Genomic DNA, 14,482 nt, shown 5'->3' with positions numbered 1-14,482 from the left:
CCCTGATTACCCTCTGAGATCGAGAATTCTATGGCTGCCACTAAGCCGACGTTTAAAGCACCGGGCAAGCAGGGCGACATGATATTCGGCGCGCTGGTGAAGCTCTCCGCGCTGATCGTGTTACTGCTGCTGGGTGGCATTATCGTCTCCCTGATTTTCTCCTCCTGGCCGAGCATCCAGAAATTTGGCTTCTCCTTTCTGTGGACCAAAACCTGGGATGCGCCAAACGAAGAATTTGGTGCGCTGGTGCCGATTTACGGCACCCTCGTGACCTCACTGATTGCCTTAATCATCGCGGTGCCGGTGAGTTTCGGTATCGCCCTGTTTCTGACCGAACTGGCGCCAAACTGGCTGCGCCGTCCGCTGGGTACCGCGATTGAGCTGCTGGCGGCCATTCCCAGCATCGTGTACGGCATGTGGGGCCTGTTTATCTTTGCTCCGCTGTTCGCGGAGTATTTCCAGACGCCGGTTGGCGACGTGCTGGCAAATATCCCGATCGTCGGCGCGCTGTTCTCCGGTCCGGCTTTTGGCATCGGCATTCTGGCGGCGGGCGTGATCCTCGCCATCATGATTATCCCTTACATCGCCTCGGTGATGCGCGATGTGTTCGAACAGACGCCGGTGATGATGAAAGAGTCGGCCTACGGCATCGGCTGCACCACCTGGGAAGTGATCTGGCGCATCGTGCTGCCGTTCACCAAAAACGGCGTGATCGGCGGCGTGATGCTGGGTCTCGGCCGCGCGCTGGGCGAAACCATGGCGGTCACCTTTATCATCGGTAATACCTACCAGCTGGACAGCGCATCGCTGTTTATGCCCGGCAACAGTATCACCTCGGCGCTGGCGAACGAGTTCGCCGAAGCCGAATCCGGCGTGCACGTGGCGGCGCTGATGGAGCTCGGCCTGATTCTGTTCGTGATTACCTTTATCGTTCTGGCGATCTCCAAACTGATGATTCTGCGTCTGGCGAAGAGTGAAGGAGCCCGTTCATGACAGCAATTGAAATGCAGGCGCGCGCCGAGCTGGAAGCCTCGCGCCGTAAAATGCAGGCGTGGCGCAGCACCAAAAACAAAATTGCCCTGACGCTCTCGCTGCTGACCATGGCGTTCGGCCTGTTCTGGCTGATCTGGATTTTGTTCACCACCGTCACGAAAGGGATCGATGGCCTGAGCTGGACGCTGTTTACCGAATCCACGCCGCCGCCCAACACCGCGGGCGGTGGTCTGGCGAACGCCCTGGCGGGCAGCGGCCTGCTGATCTTCTGGTCCACCTTCTTTGGCACGCCGCTGGGCATTCTGGCGGGTATCTACCTGGCAGAATATGGCCGCAAGCACTGGCTGGCGGAAGTGATTCGCTTCATCAACGACATCCTGCTGTCCGCACCGTCAATTGTGGTCGGCCTGTTCGTGTACACCATCGTGGTGGCGCAGATGCAGCACTTCTCCGGCTGGGCCGGTGTGATAGCGCTGGCGCTGCTGCAGGTGCCCATCGTGATTCGTACCACCGAGAACATGCTGCGGCTGGTGCCGGACAGCATGCGTGAAGCGGCTTATGCGCTGGGCACGCCGAAGTGGAAGATGATCTCGGCTATTACGCTGAAAGCCTCGGTCTCCGGCATCATTACCGGTGTGCTGCTGGCGATTGCGCGCATTGCCGGTGAAACCGCACCGCTGCTGTTCACCGCGCTGTCGAACCAGTTCTGGAGCACCGACATGATGCAGCCGCTGGCCAACCTGCCGGTGACCATCTTCAAATTCGCCATGAGCCCGTTTGCCGAATGGCAGAGCCTGGCGTGGGCGGGTGTGCTGATTATTACGCTGTGCGTGCTGCTGCTGAACATCGTGGCGCGCGTGATTTTCGCCAAAGGCAAACACTAATTTTCCGGCGCGGCTTCGGCGGCGCTGCACATGAGAGATGAGCAATGAGTATGGCAACTCCTTCTGCCGGTAAAATTCAGGTGCGCAATCTGAACTTCCACTACGGTAAGTTCCACGCGCTGAAGAACATTAATCTGGATATCGCCAAAAACCAGGTGACGGCGTTTATCGGTCCGTCGGGCTGCGGCAAATCCACCCTGCTGCGCACCTTCAACAAAATGTACTCGCTCTATCCGGAGCAGCGTGCTGAGGGTGAAATTCTGCTGGATGGCGATAACATTCTGGCATCGCATCAGGATATCGCCCTGCTGCGCGCGCGCGTCGGCATGGTGTTCCAGAAGCCGACGCCGTTTCCGATGTCGATTTATGACAACATCGCCTTTGGCGTGCGGCTGTTTGAGAAGCTGTCGCGTGCCGATATGGATGAGCGCGTGCAGTGGGCGCTGAGCAAAGCCGCGCTGTGGAATGAAACCAAAGACAAGCTGCACCAGAGCGGTTACAGTCTCTCCGGCGGTCAGCAGCAGCGTCTGTGCATCGCGCGCGGCATCGCGATTCGCCCGGAAGTGCTGCTGCTGGATGAGCCATGTTCGGCGCTGGACCCGATCTCCACCGGGCGCATCGAAGAGCTGATTACCGAGCTGAAGCAGGATTACACCGTGGTCATCGTGACTCATAACATGCAGCAGGCGGCGCGCTGTTCCGATCACACGGCGTTTATGTATCTGGGCGAGCTGATTGAGTTCAGTGACACCGACACGCTGTTTACCAAGCCAGCGCAGAAGCAGACAGAAGATTACATCACCGGTCGTTACGGCTGATTCAGGAGAGAAACATGGATAATTTAAATCTGAACAAACATATCTCCGGTCAGTTCAACGCGGAGCTGGAGCACATTCGTACTCAGGTGATGATCATGGGTGGCATGGTGGAGCAGCAGCTTACCGATGCCATCACCGCGATGCATAACCAGGATGGCGAACTGGCGCGCCGGGTGATCGAAGGTGACCAGAAGGTCAACATGATGGAAGTGGAGATCGATGAAGCCTGTGTGCGCATCATCGCCAAGCGTCAGCCTACCGCCAGCGACCTGCGTCTGGTGATGGCGATCATCAAAACCATTTCGGAGCTGGAACGCATCGGCGACGTGGCGGAGAAGATCAGCCGTACCGCGCTGGAGAAGTTCGGTCAGCAGCATCTGCCGCTGCTGGTGAGCCTCGAGTCGCTCGGGCATCACACCGTGCAGATGCTGCACGATGTGCTGGATGCCTTCGCGCGCATGGATCTCAACGAAGCCATCAAGATCTACCGCGAAGACAAAAAGGTGGATAAAGAGTACGAAGGTATTGTGCGCCAGCTGATGACCTACATGATGGAAGATCCGCGCACCATTCCCAGCGTGCTCACCGCGCTGTTCTGCGCGCGCGCTATCGAGCGCATCGGTGACCGCTGCCAGAACATCTGCGAAATTATCTTCTATTTCGTGAAAGGTCAGGATTTCCGTCACGTGGGCGGTGACAAGCTGGATGAACTGCTGTCGGGCGACGACGGCAGCAATAAACCCTCCTGATTGACGTGATGACTGCCTGTTAGCGCTGAGGCTGACAGGCAGTGCGCTTGATTTCTGCCTGTTCTCAACCTGCCGCTCTCTTTATACTTGGCGCACATTTTTCTGCCAGGTGCTGTTTTATGTCCTCTGCAAATAACAACAAAACCGCCGTTACGCCGGCGAAAGCAATGGTGGCTGCCGTCAGCGGCTATGCCATGGATGGATTTGATCTGCTGATTCTGGGATTTATGCTGCCGGCGATCAGCGTGTCGCTGGCGCTGGATGCGTCGCAGGCCGGTTCGCTGGTGACCTGGACGCTGATCGGCGCGGTGGTCGGCGGCATTGTGTTTGGTCATCTGAGCGATCGCTACGGCCGCATCCGCATTCTGACCGTGACGATCCTGATGTTCTCGCTGTTCACCGGGCTGTGCGCCGTGGCGCAGGGCTACTGGGATCTGCTGGCGTATCGTACGCTGGCCGGCATGGGGTTGGGCGGTGAGTTTGGCATCGGCATGGCGCTGATTGCCGAAGCCTGGCCGAAGGAGAAGCGTAACCGCGCCTCGGCGTGGGTCGGTATCGGCTGGCAGCTCGGCGTATTGCTGGCGGCCTTTATCACACCGCCGCTGCTGAGCGTGATTGGCTGGCGCGGTATGTTCCTGGTTGGCCTGCTGCCGGCGCTGGTGTCGTTTGTGATTCGCCGCAGTATGGGCGAGCCGGAAGCCTTCACCCGCCATGTGGAAAAAACTCCGCAGCTCTCCTTTTCCGCGCGCATTAAACTGCTGTTTGCCGATCGCGCCACCAGCAAAGCTAGCCTCGGCATTTTGATTCTTTGTTCGGTGCAGAATTTTGGCTATTACGGCCTGATGATCTGGATGCCAAGTTATCTCTCTTCCAGCTTCGGCTTCAGCCTGACCAAATCCGGCCTGTGGACGGCCGTTACGGTAGTGGGCATGACGTTCGGCATCTGGCTGTTCGGCGTGCTGGCGGACCGCTTTGCGCGCTGGAAGATTTTCCTGCTGTACCAGTTTGGCGCCGTGGCGATGGTGGTGGTTTACGCCCAGCTGCGCGACCCGACGGTGATGCTGTTTACCGGTGCCATCATGGGGATGTTTGTTAACGGCATGATTGGCGGCTACGGCGCGCTGATCTCGGACACTTTCCCACCGCAGGCGCGCGCCACCGCGCAGAATGTGTTGTTCAACCTCGGCCGCGGCGTCGGCGGTTTCGGCCCGCTGGTGATCGGCATGCTGGCCACGCATATTTCGTTCACCGCTGCGATTACGCTGCTGGCGCTGATTTACCTGCTGGATATTGTCGCCACGCTGTTCCTGCTGCCAAAAAGCCAGGGCAATGAGGATTCGCTGGGCGCGATTGGGTGATTTTTTCCCCTCACCCTAACCCTCTCCCGCTTGCGGGAGAGGGAACCGTCTGGTGCGGTATGTGGGTGGGCACTTTTGTTCAGCCCCGCCCGATCGGCTCCTTCTTCCGCAAACGGGAGAGGGAGCCGTCTGGTGTGGTATGTGGGTGGGAACTTTTGTTCAGCCCCGCTCGATCGGCCCCTTCTCCCGCAAACGGGAGAGGGAACCGTCTGGTGCGGTATGTGGGTGGGCACTTTTGTTCAACCCCGCTCGATCGGCCCCTTCTCCCGCTGGCGGGAGAAGGCTGGGATGAGGGGGCTGCGCGCACTTACCTGACCACATCCCAGCCACGTGCACGCCACAGCGCTGGCAGCTGCGCCATATCGTCAAAACGCGTCACCAGCGGGTGATCAATCACCGGATTGTGTGCATCGGCACAGTAATAAAACACCGGTATGCCAGCGGCGATGCCAGCCCGCGCGCCAGCCTCTGAATCATCCACCAGAATGCACTTTTCAATCGGCACCTGCATCTGTTCCGCCGCGTGATACATCAGCTCCGGATCCGGTTTCCAGTGATTAATGTCATAGCCACTGTACAGGCGTCCGCTCAGATACGGCAGCATGCCGGTCAGCCCCAGTGAATGCTCCATCTTCTTCACCGTACCGTTCGACACCACGCACATCGGCACCTTCACGCGCTCCACCAGCGCTCTGGCGCCGGCAATCGGCTGCAGATCAAGATCAAACAGGCGCGCCACTTCCGCGCGGTAGGCACTCTCCACCTCAGCCAGCGGCAGTGTCACCTGATGCTGGGCCGTCACATCGCGGATGATGTCGTAAAGCTTCACCCCTTTGTACTGCACAAACATCTGCTGCAGCGAGAGTTCGATACCGTAACGGGCAAAGGTGTTGACGTAGGACTGCGTGCAGATCACTTCGCTGTCGACCAGCGTGCCGTCGCAATCAAAAAAGATACATTCAACTGACATCGCGCCTCATCCTTTTAGTAAACAATAAGCTGTCACTCTAGCGCACTCAGCGCAGAAAGCGACCCCAGGCAACCGGTTGCGAAAAATCAGTGTTTTGCGGCGCTAAAGTCTATAGGATACGCGGCGATAAATTTTTCATCGGAACAGCGAAATGAACGAGCAGGGCCTTTTGCAGCGTATTTTCAGGCTGCAGGAACACGGAACCACCGCGCGCACCGAAGTGATTGCCGGTTTCACTACTTTCCTGACGATGGTGTACATCGTCTTCGTTAACCCGCAGATTCTTGGTGCCGCAGGCATGGACACCCAGGCGGTGTTTGTCACCACCTGCGTGATTGCTGCGTTCGGCAGCATCCTGATGGGGCTGGTGGCCAATCTGCCGGTGGCGCTGGCACCGGCCATGGGCCTCAACGCCTTCTTTGCCTTTGTGGTGGTGGGCGCGATGGGCTACTCGTGGCAGGTTGGTATGGGCGCGATCTTCTGGGGCGCGCTGGGGCTGCTGATCCTGACGCTGCTGCGCGTACGCTACTGGATGATCGCCAATATTCCGCTCAGCCTGCGCGTGGGCATCACCGCCGGTATTGGTCTGTTCATCGCCATGATGGGGCTGAAAAACGCCGGCATTATTGTGCCCAACGCGGACACCATCGTGACCGTCGGCAACCTGGCCTCGCACAACGTGCTGCTCGGCGCGCTCGGCTTCTTTATCATTGCGATTCTGGCGTCGCGCAACATCCACGCGGCGGTGCTGGTCTCTATCGTCGTGACCACCGCGATCGGTCTGCTGCTGGGCGACGTGAAGTTTACCGGGCTGTTCGCCACGCCGCCGGCCATCACCTCTGTGGTCGGCCAGGTCGATATCAAAGGCGCGTTCAACGTGAGCATGGCGGGCGTGATCTTCGCCTTCATGCTGGTCAATCTGTTTGACTCATCCGGTACGCTGATTGGCGTAACCGATAAAGCGGGCCTGACCGATGAGAAAGGTACTTTTCCGCGCATGAAACAGGCGCTGTACGTGGATAGCATCAGCTCCGTCACCGGTTCGCTGATCGGCACCTCTTCGGTGACGGCGTACATCGAAAGCTCATCCGGCGTGGCGATTGGTGGCCGTACCGGCCTGATGGCGGTAGTGACCGGTATCCTGTTCCTGCTGGTGATGTTCCTGTCGCCGCTGGCAGCCATGGTGCCAGCCTATGCGGCGGCCGGCGCGCTGATTTATGTCGGCGTACTGATGACGGCTTCGCTGGCGCGCGTGCGCTGGGACGATCTCACCGAAGCGGTGCCGGCGTTTGTCACGGCGGCGATGATGCCGTTCAGCTTCTCGATCACCGAAGGTATTGCGCTCGGTTTTATCTCCTACTGCGTGATGAAACTCGGTACCGGACGCTGGCGTGAAATCAGCCCGTGCGTGGTGGTGGTGGCGTTGCTGTTTGTGCTGAAAATCGCTTTTATCGACGCGCACTAAACGCAACAGGCCGCGGGTGCGGCCTGGTTATCCGGGATGCCTGACTTCCGGCTGACTGGCGACACGCTCGCCGGGCAGGCTGGTGAGGCGCAGGGTGCGCGGCCCGATGTTGGGTTTGCTCATCTCCACATCGCGCAGCGACTGCCACTGCTGCTGCGCATCAATCTCCCACAGCCGTAAACGCTCAGTGCCGGGCGACAGCGCGCAGGACCATACCAGCGTCGGCTCGGCATCACACACTGCCTGAATATCGGGATAGACGCTGGATCGCAGCCGGCCGGCCGCCGGATGCAGCCGCAGTGCATCAATACCGCTGTTGGCTTCGCCGGTCAGTTTGAGGATGCTCTGGCGTAGCGTCCAGATCTGCGTCACCGCTTCCATAAAATCCTGCTGGGCGTTAATCCACGCCTTTTCACCCGATGACAGCCCCTGCGTAAGGGCATCCTGCGCCTGACGGCTATGCGCCCGAACGATTTCCATATCCAGGCCAGCGCGCCCGCCTTCTTCTGCCAGCAGCACGCCGACCATATTACCGGCATAGGAGATACTGAAGTCAGGCAGATTAGGATCGGCAAAGCAGGGACGACCGCTGCTGCTGGCGATCAGCGGCGGCAGGTCACGAATACCATAGACGCGCAGCATCAGCTGGGCCAGCAGCGCGCGTGCGGCAAGAAAGCGGCCGCGGCGCTTATCAGGCAGGTGCCCGGCGCTGGTCATCACATCCTGTGGAACCCGCATGGTCTCTGGGGTGAGGGGCGGGTTAACCACCCAACGAACAAAATGACTAGCCATCTGTCGCTCCGTGAAAATGGTCGGATAATCATCAGGGCTATTGTAAGAATTTTCTCATGGGTTTGCATCCGGCTTACGCTGGATAGCCAGTAAATTCAGATAAGGACGAGGCGAATCTCATTGCCATGAGCTGCAATTGAATATGAGGCTTTTGCACATTGGTGTCGGATGGGGTGCCGAAGCGGCGGATGTGGTGTAGGATTTGGACAGGAAAGAGCTGCACAATGAAGTGCTTAAATTATTCACCTATCTGCCAATCGTGCGCATCGCAAACCATGCACGTCGGAGTTGTTATGTCTGTTACCTCTCTTGCTCGCCAGGAATCGATCTCGCTGGATGAATTTCGTCACGGCATGCGCCGTCTCACTGCCGGTGTCTCGCTGGTGACCACCTCATCCAGCGGAGAAAAGTTCGGGCTGATCGCCACCTCGGTCAGCTCGCTGGCAGCGGAACCGCCCAGCCTGCTGGTCTGCGTTAACCGCAGCGCATCAAGCCACGATGCCATTCTGCAGGCGGGCTACTTTGCCGTGAACGTTCTGCGCGAGCAGCACGATGACCTGTGCGCGCAGTTCAGCTCGCCGACGCGCCGCGCTGAGCGTTTCCAGAGCGGTGAATGGCAAACCCTTAATACGGGCGCGCCCGTGCTGGCTGATGCGCTGGTGAGCTTCGATTGTCAGCTGGAAAAAACGGTGGAGTGGAACACCCACAGCGTGCTGCTGGCGCGTATCGTTGGTATTGCGCTGCCGGGCGAAGCGACAGCGCCGATGGTCTACTTCAACAGCGGTTTTCACTCGCTGGGCTAAGTCATGGCGCAGCGCGTCGTGCGGCTGCGCTGCTTAACGTATCAGGCAAATTTGCTGGCTTCGTCAAAGCTCAGACGCGGCAGGCGCGGATGCAGCTTACTGGCTTCGCCATAGCCAAGGTTGATCAGTAAGTTGACCTGCCAGTTATTTTCGCTGAAGAACGCGGCGTTAACTTTAGCCGGATCAAAACCGGACATCGGGCCGGCATCCAGTCCCAGCGAGCGGGCCGCCAGAATCAGATAGCCCGCCTGCAGGCTGCTGTTGCGAAACGCGGTCTCTTTGGCCAAATCCGGGCTGCTGGTAAACCAGCTGCGTGCATCGCCATGCGGGAACAGTTTTGGCAGTGCTTCATAAAAGGTCGGATCCCACGCCACAATCACCGTCACCGGTGCCGCCATGGTCTTATCCACATTGCCTGAGGAGAGCGCCGGTTTCAGCTTCTCTTTACCTTCCTGAGACGTCACGAACACAAAGCGGCCCGGCGAGCAGTTGGCTGAGGTCGGCCCCAGAGCCGTCAGCGCATAGAGCTGCTTCAGCACCTCCTGCGAAATCGGTTTATCCTGCCAGTAGCTATGTGTGCGGGCTTCAGTAAACAGCGCGTTCAGCGCCACGCTGTCGAGCGGTGTACTCATGTTTCTCTCCTGTTCAGGCAACAACCTGCGCCTGATTTTTAGCATGAATAATGGATGGGGCCGCTGCGTTTACGCGGCGACCCTCAACCGTTATACGACAAAGGCGAAGGCGCGCCAAATAACAAACACGCATGACAACCGTTGAACGTTTACTGCTGCAGACGCGCGGCCCGCGCCTTAAAGCCATTGAGGATGGTCTGGCTCACGCGTAACGGGAAGGCTGCAGGGATTTGCTCCTGCACGCGTTGGATCACTTCTGGCGTCCTGGCTCTGAACTCATCGAGGATATGTGCCATCGCCGTCAGGGCAAATTTTGTCGTTTTTGCGGTTTCTATAAAATGGCGGGGAAAAATGTGTTCGATGGCGGCTTTCCGGCCTTTGCTCCCGTTCAGTCCCATTGCCAGCTTTGCATCACGAATGTGTAATCCCGCACCGCCAATCACGGGATAAACGGAAAGAATGTCGTAAAACGGCGTCAGGCGAAAACGTCCTTCCGCTTCGATAAAAATGGAAAAGTTTTTGGCATGGCCATCGGTGGCCGCCAGCAGCCAAAACAGGACCTGAGCTTTCATGAAATCATATCGATCCTGTTCTGCATTAACTGAGTTCAGGAGATAATCCATAATCGCAGAGATGCCCGGGCCGCCGTGGCTTTCATATTTTCCTGCCGCGGGTACATTCAGCACCTGACAAAAGTCTTCCTGGGGTAACCGCATGATCCACTGTCCATCCGATGCATAACGCCGATCAAACCGCTCTACGGCCAGTGCTTTAATTTTCCCGGTGTTTACGATAAAGCAAGGGGGAACTGCCAGGCCAAATTCTCTGGCAATCAGCGTACAAAGCCACTCATTCTCCACGCTATCTGAAAGATCGATGCGATGCGAATGGCTCTGGATATTGCCAATCGGCAATTTTAAAATGTGGGTGGTGGGCGTATTACCCTGCGGCAGGCACCATTGTTGATTAATGCGTAACAGCGCCGTTTTCTCCTGCGCGCCAGCCAGTGAAATACGAAAATCCGTTAGCTCTTCCAGCATGCCAAGCGGTGCGCCTGACTGATAGCCTGACAGGATTTTTTCCAGTTCGCTATCGCTTAACCTGCGATAATCGATCGTTCGGACAGTGTGCGGTTTACTGTCAGGCGGTAACAATTGCAGCGCACCAATGGTGTCGCTGCCGACTTTTGCCAGTAAGTCAAAAGGCTGGGTGGAGCTGGCCTGATAGCGAGACAGAATACGTGCGCGAATTTCAGGATTATCAGGCAGCAGGTTGTCAAAAAAGTTATAGACCTCCGCGCCCTTGTAAGGCTGGTGGCGCAAAGGCATGGAGAGGGATATCGGTCGGCTACCCGGCTGATTCAGCCAGCTCTCATAATATCTGAAGGTGTGTGCACCGGTTGCTGCCCTGCTGAAAACGCCTGTCCGATAGCCGTTCATGTAGACATCCAGTTCTGTCATCACCACTCCTCCTTCCAGCCTTCCGGGTCCTGTTTGGCCGATGGCAAACCACGGGGTTTTATCTCCATTTCCAGATCCAGAGCAGCGAGAATACGAAACAGCGTGTCCAGTCGGGTGGTTTCTGGCTGTAGCTCAAAGCTCGAGACGGTATCCTGGCGAATACCAATTTTGCTGGCAACTTTCGCTTGCGAGAGTGCCTCTGTGAGTCTTCTATCTTTGAGATAAGAACTTAATTGTTTGGCGCTGGTGATTTTCATAGCGGCGCTCCAGTCTGGCAATCGTGATACCATTACACGCTATTGCGTGTGAAGCAAGGTTTACCCGCTATCACAGGTAATCCCGGCTTCACGCGCAACTGGCGGTAGTGAACTAGGGTTAACGCGGGTTAATAATACCGGGAAGAACAGCGTGGAGTGGCTGACGAACGGTAAAGAAGCCGCCAGCCATTAATATAAAGGTTTGTTTTACTTACCAATACAGAAGCTGGAGAAAATCCGGCCCAGCAGATCGTCGGAGGTGAACTCGCCGGTGATTTCGCTCAGCGCCTGCTGCGCCAGCCGCAGCTCTTCGGCCAGCAGTTCGCCCGCCCAGGCTCCCAGCAGCTGATCTTTGCCCTGCTGTAAGTGAGTGGCTGCTAACTCCAGCGCCTGCAGATGGCGGCGACGCGCGAGGAAGCCGCCTTCCATATTGCCGGCGAAGCCCATGCTCTGTTTCAGGTGCTCGCGCAGCGTATCGACGCCAGCGCCGGTGCGCGCCGACAGGCGAATAAGTGAGTGGCCATTTACTTCTGTCAGGCCCAGCGTTTCACCGGTCATGTCCGCTTTATTACGTACCACGGTAATCGGCAACGCAGCCGGTAAGCGCGCCACGAAATCAGGCCAGATGGCGGCGGCTTCAGTGGCGTCAGTGGTGGTGCCATCCACCATGAACAGGACGCGATCCGCCTGCTCAATCTCCTGCCAGGCGCGTTCAATGCCGATACGTTCCACTTCGTCGCTGGCTTCACGCAAACCGGCGGTATCGATGATGTGCAGCGGCATGCCGTCGATGTGGATGTGCTCGCGCAGCACGTCACGCGTGGTGCCGGCGATATCCGTGACGATCGCCGCTTCGCGTCCAGCCAGTGCGTTGAGCAGGCTGGATTTCCCGGCGTTGGGACGACCGGCAATCACCACTTTCATCCCTTCACGCAGCAGGCTGCCCTGACGCGCTTCGGCGCGGACGCCGTTGAGATCGTCGATCACCGCATTCAGCTGCGCTTCGATTTTGCCGTCGGAAAGGAAGTCGATCTCCTCATCCGGAAAATCAATCGCCGCTTCCACATAGATGCGCAGGTGAGTGAGTGCTTCCACTAACGCATTAACGCGCAGTGAAAAGGCGCCCTGCAGCGAGTTGACGGCGGAGCGGGCGGCCTGCTCGGAGCTGGCATCAATCAGATCGGCAATCGCTTCTGCCTGCGCCAGGTCGAGCTTGTCATTCAGAAAGGCGCGTTCCGAGAACTCGCCCGGCTGCGCAATGCGCACACCCGGCAGCGCCACAATGCGCTTCAGCAGCAGATCGAGAATCACCGGACCGCCGTGGCCCTGCAACTCCAGCACATCTTCGCCGGTAAAGGAGTTGGGACCCGGGAACCACAGCGCGATGCCCTGATCCAGCACGCTGCCATCAGCATCGTTAAAGGGCAGATAGTCGGCGTAGCGTGGCTTCGGCAGCTTGCCCAGCACGGCCTGCGCCACCTCAGCGGCTTTGCCTCCGGAAATACGCAGAATACCGACGCCACCACGGCCGGGAGGCGTCGCCTGGGCAACAATAGTGTCACTGTGGCTCATAAGTACCTTCTTCCAAAAAAAACAGGGCGGCATAAATGCCGCCCCTGGAGATGTTGCGTCCTGCTCAGCGTTGCCGGGCGTTACGCTTTCTTCTTGTCGCGGCTGTGTAAACCACGCTTTTCCAGCCCGCGATAAATCAGCTGCTGCTGGAGAATGGTTACCAGGTTGCTGACGATGTAGTACAGCACCAGACCTGACGGGAACCACAGGAAGAACACGGTAAAGATAACCGGCATGTAAGTCATGATCTTCTGCTGCATCGGATCGGTCACGGTGGTCGGTGACATCTTCTGAATGAAGAACATGGTGATACCCATGATGACCGGCAGAATGTAGTACGGGTCCTGCGCTGACAGGTCATGGATCCACAGTACAAACGGAGCATGACGCAGTTCAACGGAACCGGACAGCATGTAGTACAGCGCCAGGAAGATTGGCATCTGGATAACCAGTGGCAGACAGCCGCCCAGCGGGTTCACTTTCTCCGCCTTATACAGCGCCATCATCTCCTGGCTCTGCTTCTGCTTATCATCACCCAGACGCTCACGCATGGCCTGAATCTTCGGCTGCAGCATACGCATCTTGGCCATCGAGGTGTACTGCGCTTTGGTCAGCGGGTACATGATGCCACGCACGATGAAGGTGATAACGATAATGGAGAAGCCCCAGTTACCGATAAAGCTGTGCAGGAACTTCAGCAGCTTAAACAGCGGCTGAGAGATGAACCACAGCCAGCCGTAATCCACGGTCAGATCGAGGTGCGGCGCGATAGCGGCCATTTTGTCCTGGATTTCCGGACCGACCCACAGAGTGGCACCGAGATCCTGCTGCGCGCCGGCGGAGATGGTTACAGGCGCCGACTTATAGCCGATTGCCGCCACACCGTTGCCGAGATTGCTGGTGTACAGCGTATTGTTACCCTGAGTGCGCGGCACCCATGCGGTCGCAAAGTACTGCTGCAGCATCGCCACCCAGCCGTTGCTGGTGGTGGTGTTCAGGTTCTCGTTATCAGCGATGGTATCGAATTTGTATTTTTCATACTTCGCATCGCTGGTCGAGTAAGCGGCACCACGGAAAGTGTGCAGCGCAAAGTTATTGCTGCCGGTATCGCGATGCTTCGGCAGATCAATCGTCTGCTTCAGCTGACCAAACATCGCCACTTCCAGCGGCTGCTGCGAGGCGTTATTGATGTTGTAGTCGACGTTAACCGCGAATTCGCCACGTTTGAACACGAAGGTTTTGGTGTAAACCACGCCGTTCTCACCGGTCCAGCTCAGCGGCACGCGCAGCTCGGTCTGGCCATCGGCCATCTCGAAGTGATCCTGGGAAGCGGTATACAGCGGACGTGCGCCGTTGTTCGGGTTATCCGGACCGTTACGGCCGGTTAAGCCGCTCTGCGCCTGATAAACGAAGGCCGGAGTGGTTTCCAGCAGCTGGAACGGTGCGTCTGAACCCAGTTTGTCCGGGTAAGTCAGCAGCTGTGCCTGCTCGATATCACCGCCGCGGGTATTAATGTTGATTGACAGGACATCAGTCTTAACGGTGATCGTTTTGCCCTGGCCGCTAGCCGGCACGCCGGAAGAGGCGGCATCACCCGCTGCGCTGCTTGTGTTCTGCGTGGTCTGGGTCTGCTGTGGCTGCGGAGCGTGGTCCGTCTGCCAGGCTTGCCAGATCATAAAAGACACGAACAGAAAAGCGATGAGAAAGAGATTGCGTTGCGAATCCATCG

The 14,482-nt window shown here is 57.8% G+C and carries 14 protein-coding genes; 7 read left to right on the top strand and 7 right to left on the bottom strand.

Going from position 1 to position 14,482, the window contains the following annotated elements; all coding sequences use genetic code 11:
• Nucleotides 1–30: 30 nt before the first annotated feature.
• The 5 genes from pstC to H7K56_RS21000 all read left to right on the top strand — a co-directional run bounded on the left by pstC (nucleotide 31) and on the right by H7K56_RS21000 (nucleotide 4,802).
• Nucleotides 31–993: a phosphate ABC transporter permease PstC gene (pstC, locus tag H7K56_RS21020; RefSeq protein WP_031279603.1), complete on the top strand. Its 963-nt coding sequence runs from the start codon at nucleotides 31–33 to the stop codon at nucleotides 991–993.
• Entirely contained in the window at nucleotides 990–1,877 is an 888-nt protein-coding gene (pstA, locus tag H7K56_RS21015; protein ID WP_021506926.1) for a phosphate ABC transporter permease PstA, read from the top strand. The genes pstC and pstA overlap by 4 nt, the downstream gene beginning before the upstream one ends.
• 44 nt (nucleotides 1,878–1,921) lie before the next feature.
• Nucleotides 1,922–2,695, top strand: coding sequence for a phosphate ABC transporter ATP-binding protein PstB (pstB, locus tag H7K56_RS21010; RefSeq protein ID WP_021506925.1), 774 nt, complete (start codon nucleotides 1,922–1,924; stop codon nucleotides 2,693–2,695).
• A gap of 14 nt (nucleotides 2,696–2,709) precedes the next feature.
• Nucleotides 2,710–3,444: a phosphate signaling complex protein PhoU gene (phoU, locus tag H7K56_RS21005; RefSeq protein ID WP_150361074.1), complete on the top strand. Its 735-nt coding sequence runs from the start codon at nucleotides 2,710–2,712 to the stop codon at nucleotides 3,442–3,444.
• A gap of 119 nt (nucleotides 3,445–3,563) precedes the next feature.
• On the top strand, nucleotides 3,564–4,802 hold the full coding sequence (locus H7K56_RS21000; RefSeq protein WP_136546230.1) for an MFS transporter: 1,239 nt from the start codon (nucleotides 3,564–3,566) through the stop codon (nucleotides 4,800–4,802).
• 307 nt (nucleotides 4,803–5,109) lie between these two features.
• Here H7K56_RS21000 and yieH read toward each other — a convergent pair whose 3' ends face one another.
• Complete coding sequence (gene yieH, locus H7K56_RS20995) at nucleotides 5,110–5,772, bottom strand: 6-phosphogluconate phosphatase (protein WP_150361075.1); 663 nt, start codon at nucleotides 5,770–5,772, stop codon at nucleotides 5,110–5,112.
• A gap of 151 nt (nucleotides 5,773–5,923) precedes the next feature.
• Here yieH and H7K56_RS20990 point away from each other — a divergent pair, with 151 nt between their 5' ends.
• Nucleotides 5,924–7,237, top strand: coding sequence for an NCS2 family permease (locus tag H7K56_RS20990; protein ID WP_150361076.1), 1,314 nt, complete (start codon nucleotides 5,924–5,926; stop codon nucleotides 7,235–7,237).
• 27 nt (nucleotides 7,238–7,264) lie between these two features.
• On the opposite strand, the gene H7K56_RS20985 is transcribed toward H7K56_RS20990, so the two are convergent.
• Nucleotides 7,265–8,029, bottom strand: a complete 765-nt coding sequence (locus tag H7K56_RS20985; RefSeq protein WP_031279602.1) for a 4'-phosphopantetheinyl transferase family protein — start codon at nucleotides 8,027–8,029, stop codon at nucleotides 7,265–7,267.
• Nucleotides 8,030–8,322: 293 nt separating this feature from the next.
• Between H7K56_RS20985 and H7K56_RS20980 the strand changes: the two genes are divergently transcribed.
• Complete coding sequence (locus H7K56_RS20980) at nucleotides 8,323–8,832, top strand: flavin reductase family protein (protein WP_031279601.1); 510 nt, start codon at nucleotides 8,323–8,325, stop codon at nucleotides 8,830–8,832.
• Nucleotides 8,833–8,873: 41 nt separating this feature from the next.
• On the opposite strand, the gene H7K56_RS20975 is transcribed toward H7K56_RS20980, so the two are convergent.
• The 5 genes from H7K56_RS20975 to yidC all read right to left on the bottom strand — a co-directional run bounded on the left by H7K56_RS20975 (nucleotide 8,874) and on the right by yidC (nucleotide 14,480).
• Nucleotides 8,874–9,464 (bottom strand): malonic semialdehyde reductase, encoded by a 591-nt coding sequence (locus H7K56_RS20975; protein ID WP_021506918.1) that lies wholly within the window; start codon nucleotides 9,462–9,464, stop codon nucleotides 8,874–8,876.
• A 149-nt stretch (nucleotides 9,465–9,613) separates the two neighbouring features.
• Nucleotides 9,614–10,924, bottom strand: coding sequence for a type II toxin-antitoxin system HipA family toxin (locus H7K56_RS20970; protein ID WP_150361077.1), 1,311 nt, complete (start codon nucleotides 10,922–10,924; stop codon nucleotides 9,614–9,616).
• The gene (locus H7K56_RS20965) at nucleotides 10,924–11,181 is read right to left on the bottom strand and encodes a helix-turn-helix domain-containing protein (RefSeq protein ID WP_150361078.1); all 258 of its coding nucleotides are present in this window, start codon (nucleotides 11,179–11,181) and stop codon (nucleotides 10,924–10,926) included. Before H7K56_RS20965 ends, H7K56_RS20970 begins: the two co-directional genes overlap by 1 nt.
• Nucleotides 11,182–11,388: 207 nt before the next feature.
• On the bottom strand, nucleotides 11,389–12,753 hold the full coding sequence (gene mnmE / locus H7K56_RS20960; protein ID WP_150361079.1) for a tRNA uridine-5-carboxymethylaminomethyl(34) synthesis GTPase MnmE: 1,365 nt from the start codon (nucleotides 12,751–12,753) through the stop codon (nucleotides 11,389–11,391).
• Nucleotides 12,754–12,833: 80 nt separating this feature from the next.
• On the bottom strand, nucleotides 12,834–14,480 hold the full coding sequence (gene yidC, locus H7K56_RS20955; protein WP_150361080.1) for a membrane protein insertase YidC: 1,647 nt from the start codon (nucleotides 14,478–14,480) through the stop codon (nucleotides 12,834–12,836).
• Between the last annotated feature and the right edge of the window lie 2 nt (nucleotides 14,481–14,482).

It is taken from the genome of Pantoea dispersa, assembly GCF_014155765.1.
In the GTDB taxonomy this organism is placed as follows: Bacteria; Pseudomonadota; Gammaproteobacteria; order Enterobacterales; family Enterobacteriaceae; genus Pantoea; species Pantoea dispersa.
The sequence above is the reverse complement of the archived record's forward strand: the minus strand, read 5'-3'. Positions and strand labels throughout refer to the sequence as shown.

Excerpts from the sequence above, each read along its gene's own strand:
- pstC (WP_031279603.1), top strand. The coding sequence starts at position 31 with ATGGCTGCCACTAAGCCGACGTTTAAAGCACCGGGCAAGCAGGGCGAC.
- pstA (WP_021506926.1), top strand. The coding sequence starts at position 990 with ATGACAGCAATTGAAATGCAGGCGCGCGCCGAGCTGGAAGCCTCGCGC.
- pstB (WP_021506925.1), top strand. The coding sequence starts at position 1,922 with ATGAGTATGGCAACTCCTTCTGCCGGTAAAATTCAGGTGCGCAATCTG.
- phoU (WP_150361074.1), top strand. The coding sequence starts at position 2,710 with ATGGATAATTTAAATCTGAACAAACATATCTCCGGTCAGTTCAACGCG.
- H7K56_RS21000 (WP_136546230.1), top strand. The coding sequence starts at position 3,564 with ATGTCCTCTGCAAATAACAACAAAACCGCCGTTACGCCGGCGAAAGCA.
- yieH (WP_150361075.1), bottom strand. The coding sequence starts at position 5,772 with ATGTCAGTTGAATGTATCTTTTTTGATTGCGACGGCACGCTGGTCGAC.
- H7K56_RS20990 (WP_150361076.1), top strand. The coding sequence starts at position 5,924 with ATGAACGAGCAGGGCCTTTTGCAGCGTATTTTCAGGCTGCAGGAACAC.
- H7K56_RS20985 (WP_031279602.1), bottom strand. The coding sequence starts at position 8,029 with ATGGCTAGTCATTTTGTTCGTTGGGTGGTTAACCCGCCCCTCACCCCA.
- H7K56_RS20980 (WP_031279601.1), top strand. The coding sequence starts at position 8,323 with ATGTCTGTTACCTCTCTTGCTCGCCAGGAATCGATCTCGCTGGATGAA.
- H7K56_RS20975 (WP_021506918.1), bottom strand. The coding sequence starts at position 9,464 with ATGAGTACACCGCTCGACAGCGTGGCGCTGAACGCGCTGTTTACTGAA.
- H7K56_RS20970 (WP_150361077.1), bottom strand. The coding sequence starts at position 10,924 with ATGACAGAACTGGATGTCTACATGAACGGCTATCGGACAGGCGTTTTC.
- H7K56_RS20965 (WP_150361078.1), bottom strand. The coding sequence starts at position 11,181 with ATGAAAATCACCAGCGCCAAACAATTAAGTTCTTATCTCAAAGATAGA.
- mnmE (WP_150361079.1), bottom strand. The coding sequence starts at position 12,753 with ATGAGCCACAGTGACACTATTGTTGCCCAGGCGACGCCTCCCGGCCGT.
- yidC (WP_150361080.1), bottom strand. The coding sequence starts at position 14,480 with ATGGATTCGCAACGCAATCTCTTTCTCATCGCTTTTCTGTTCGTGTCT.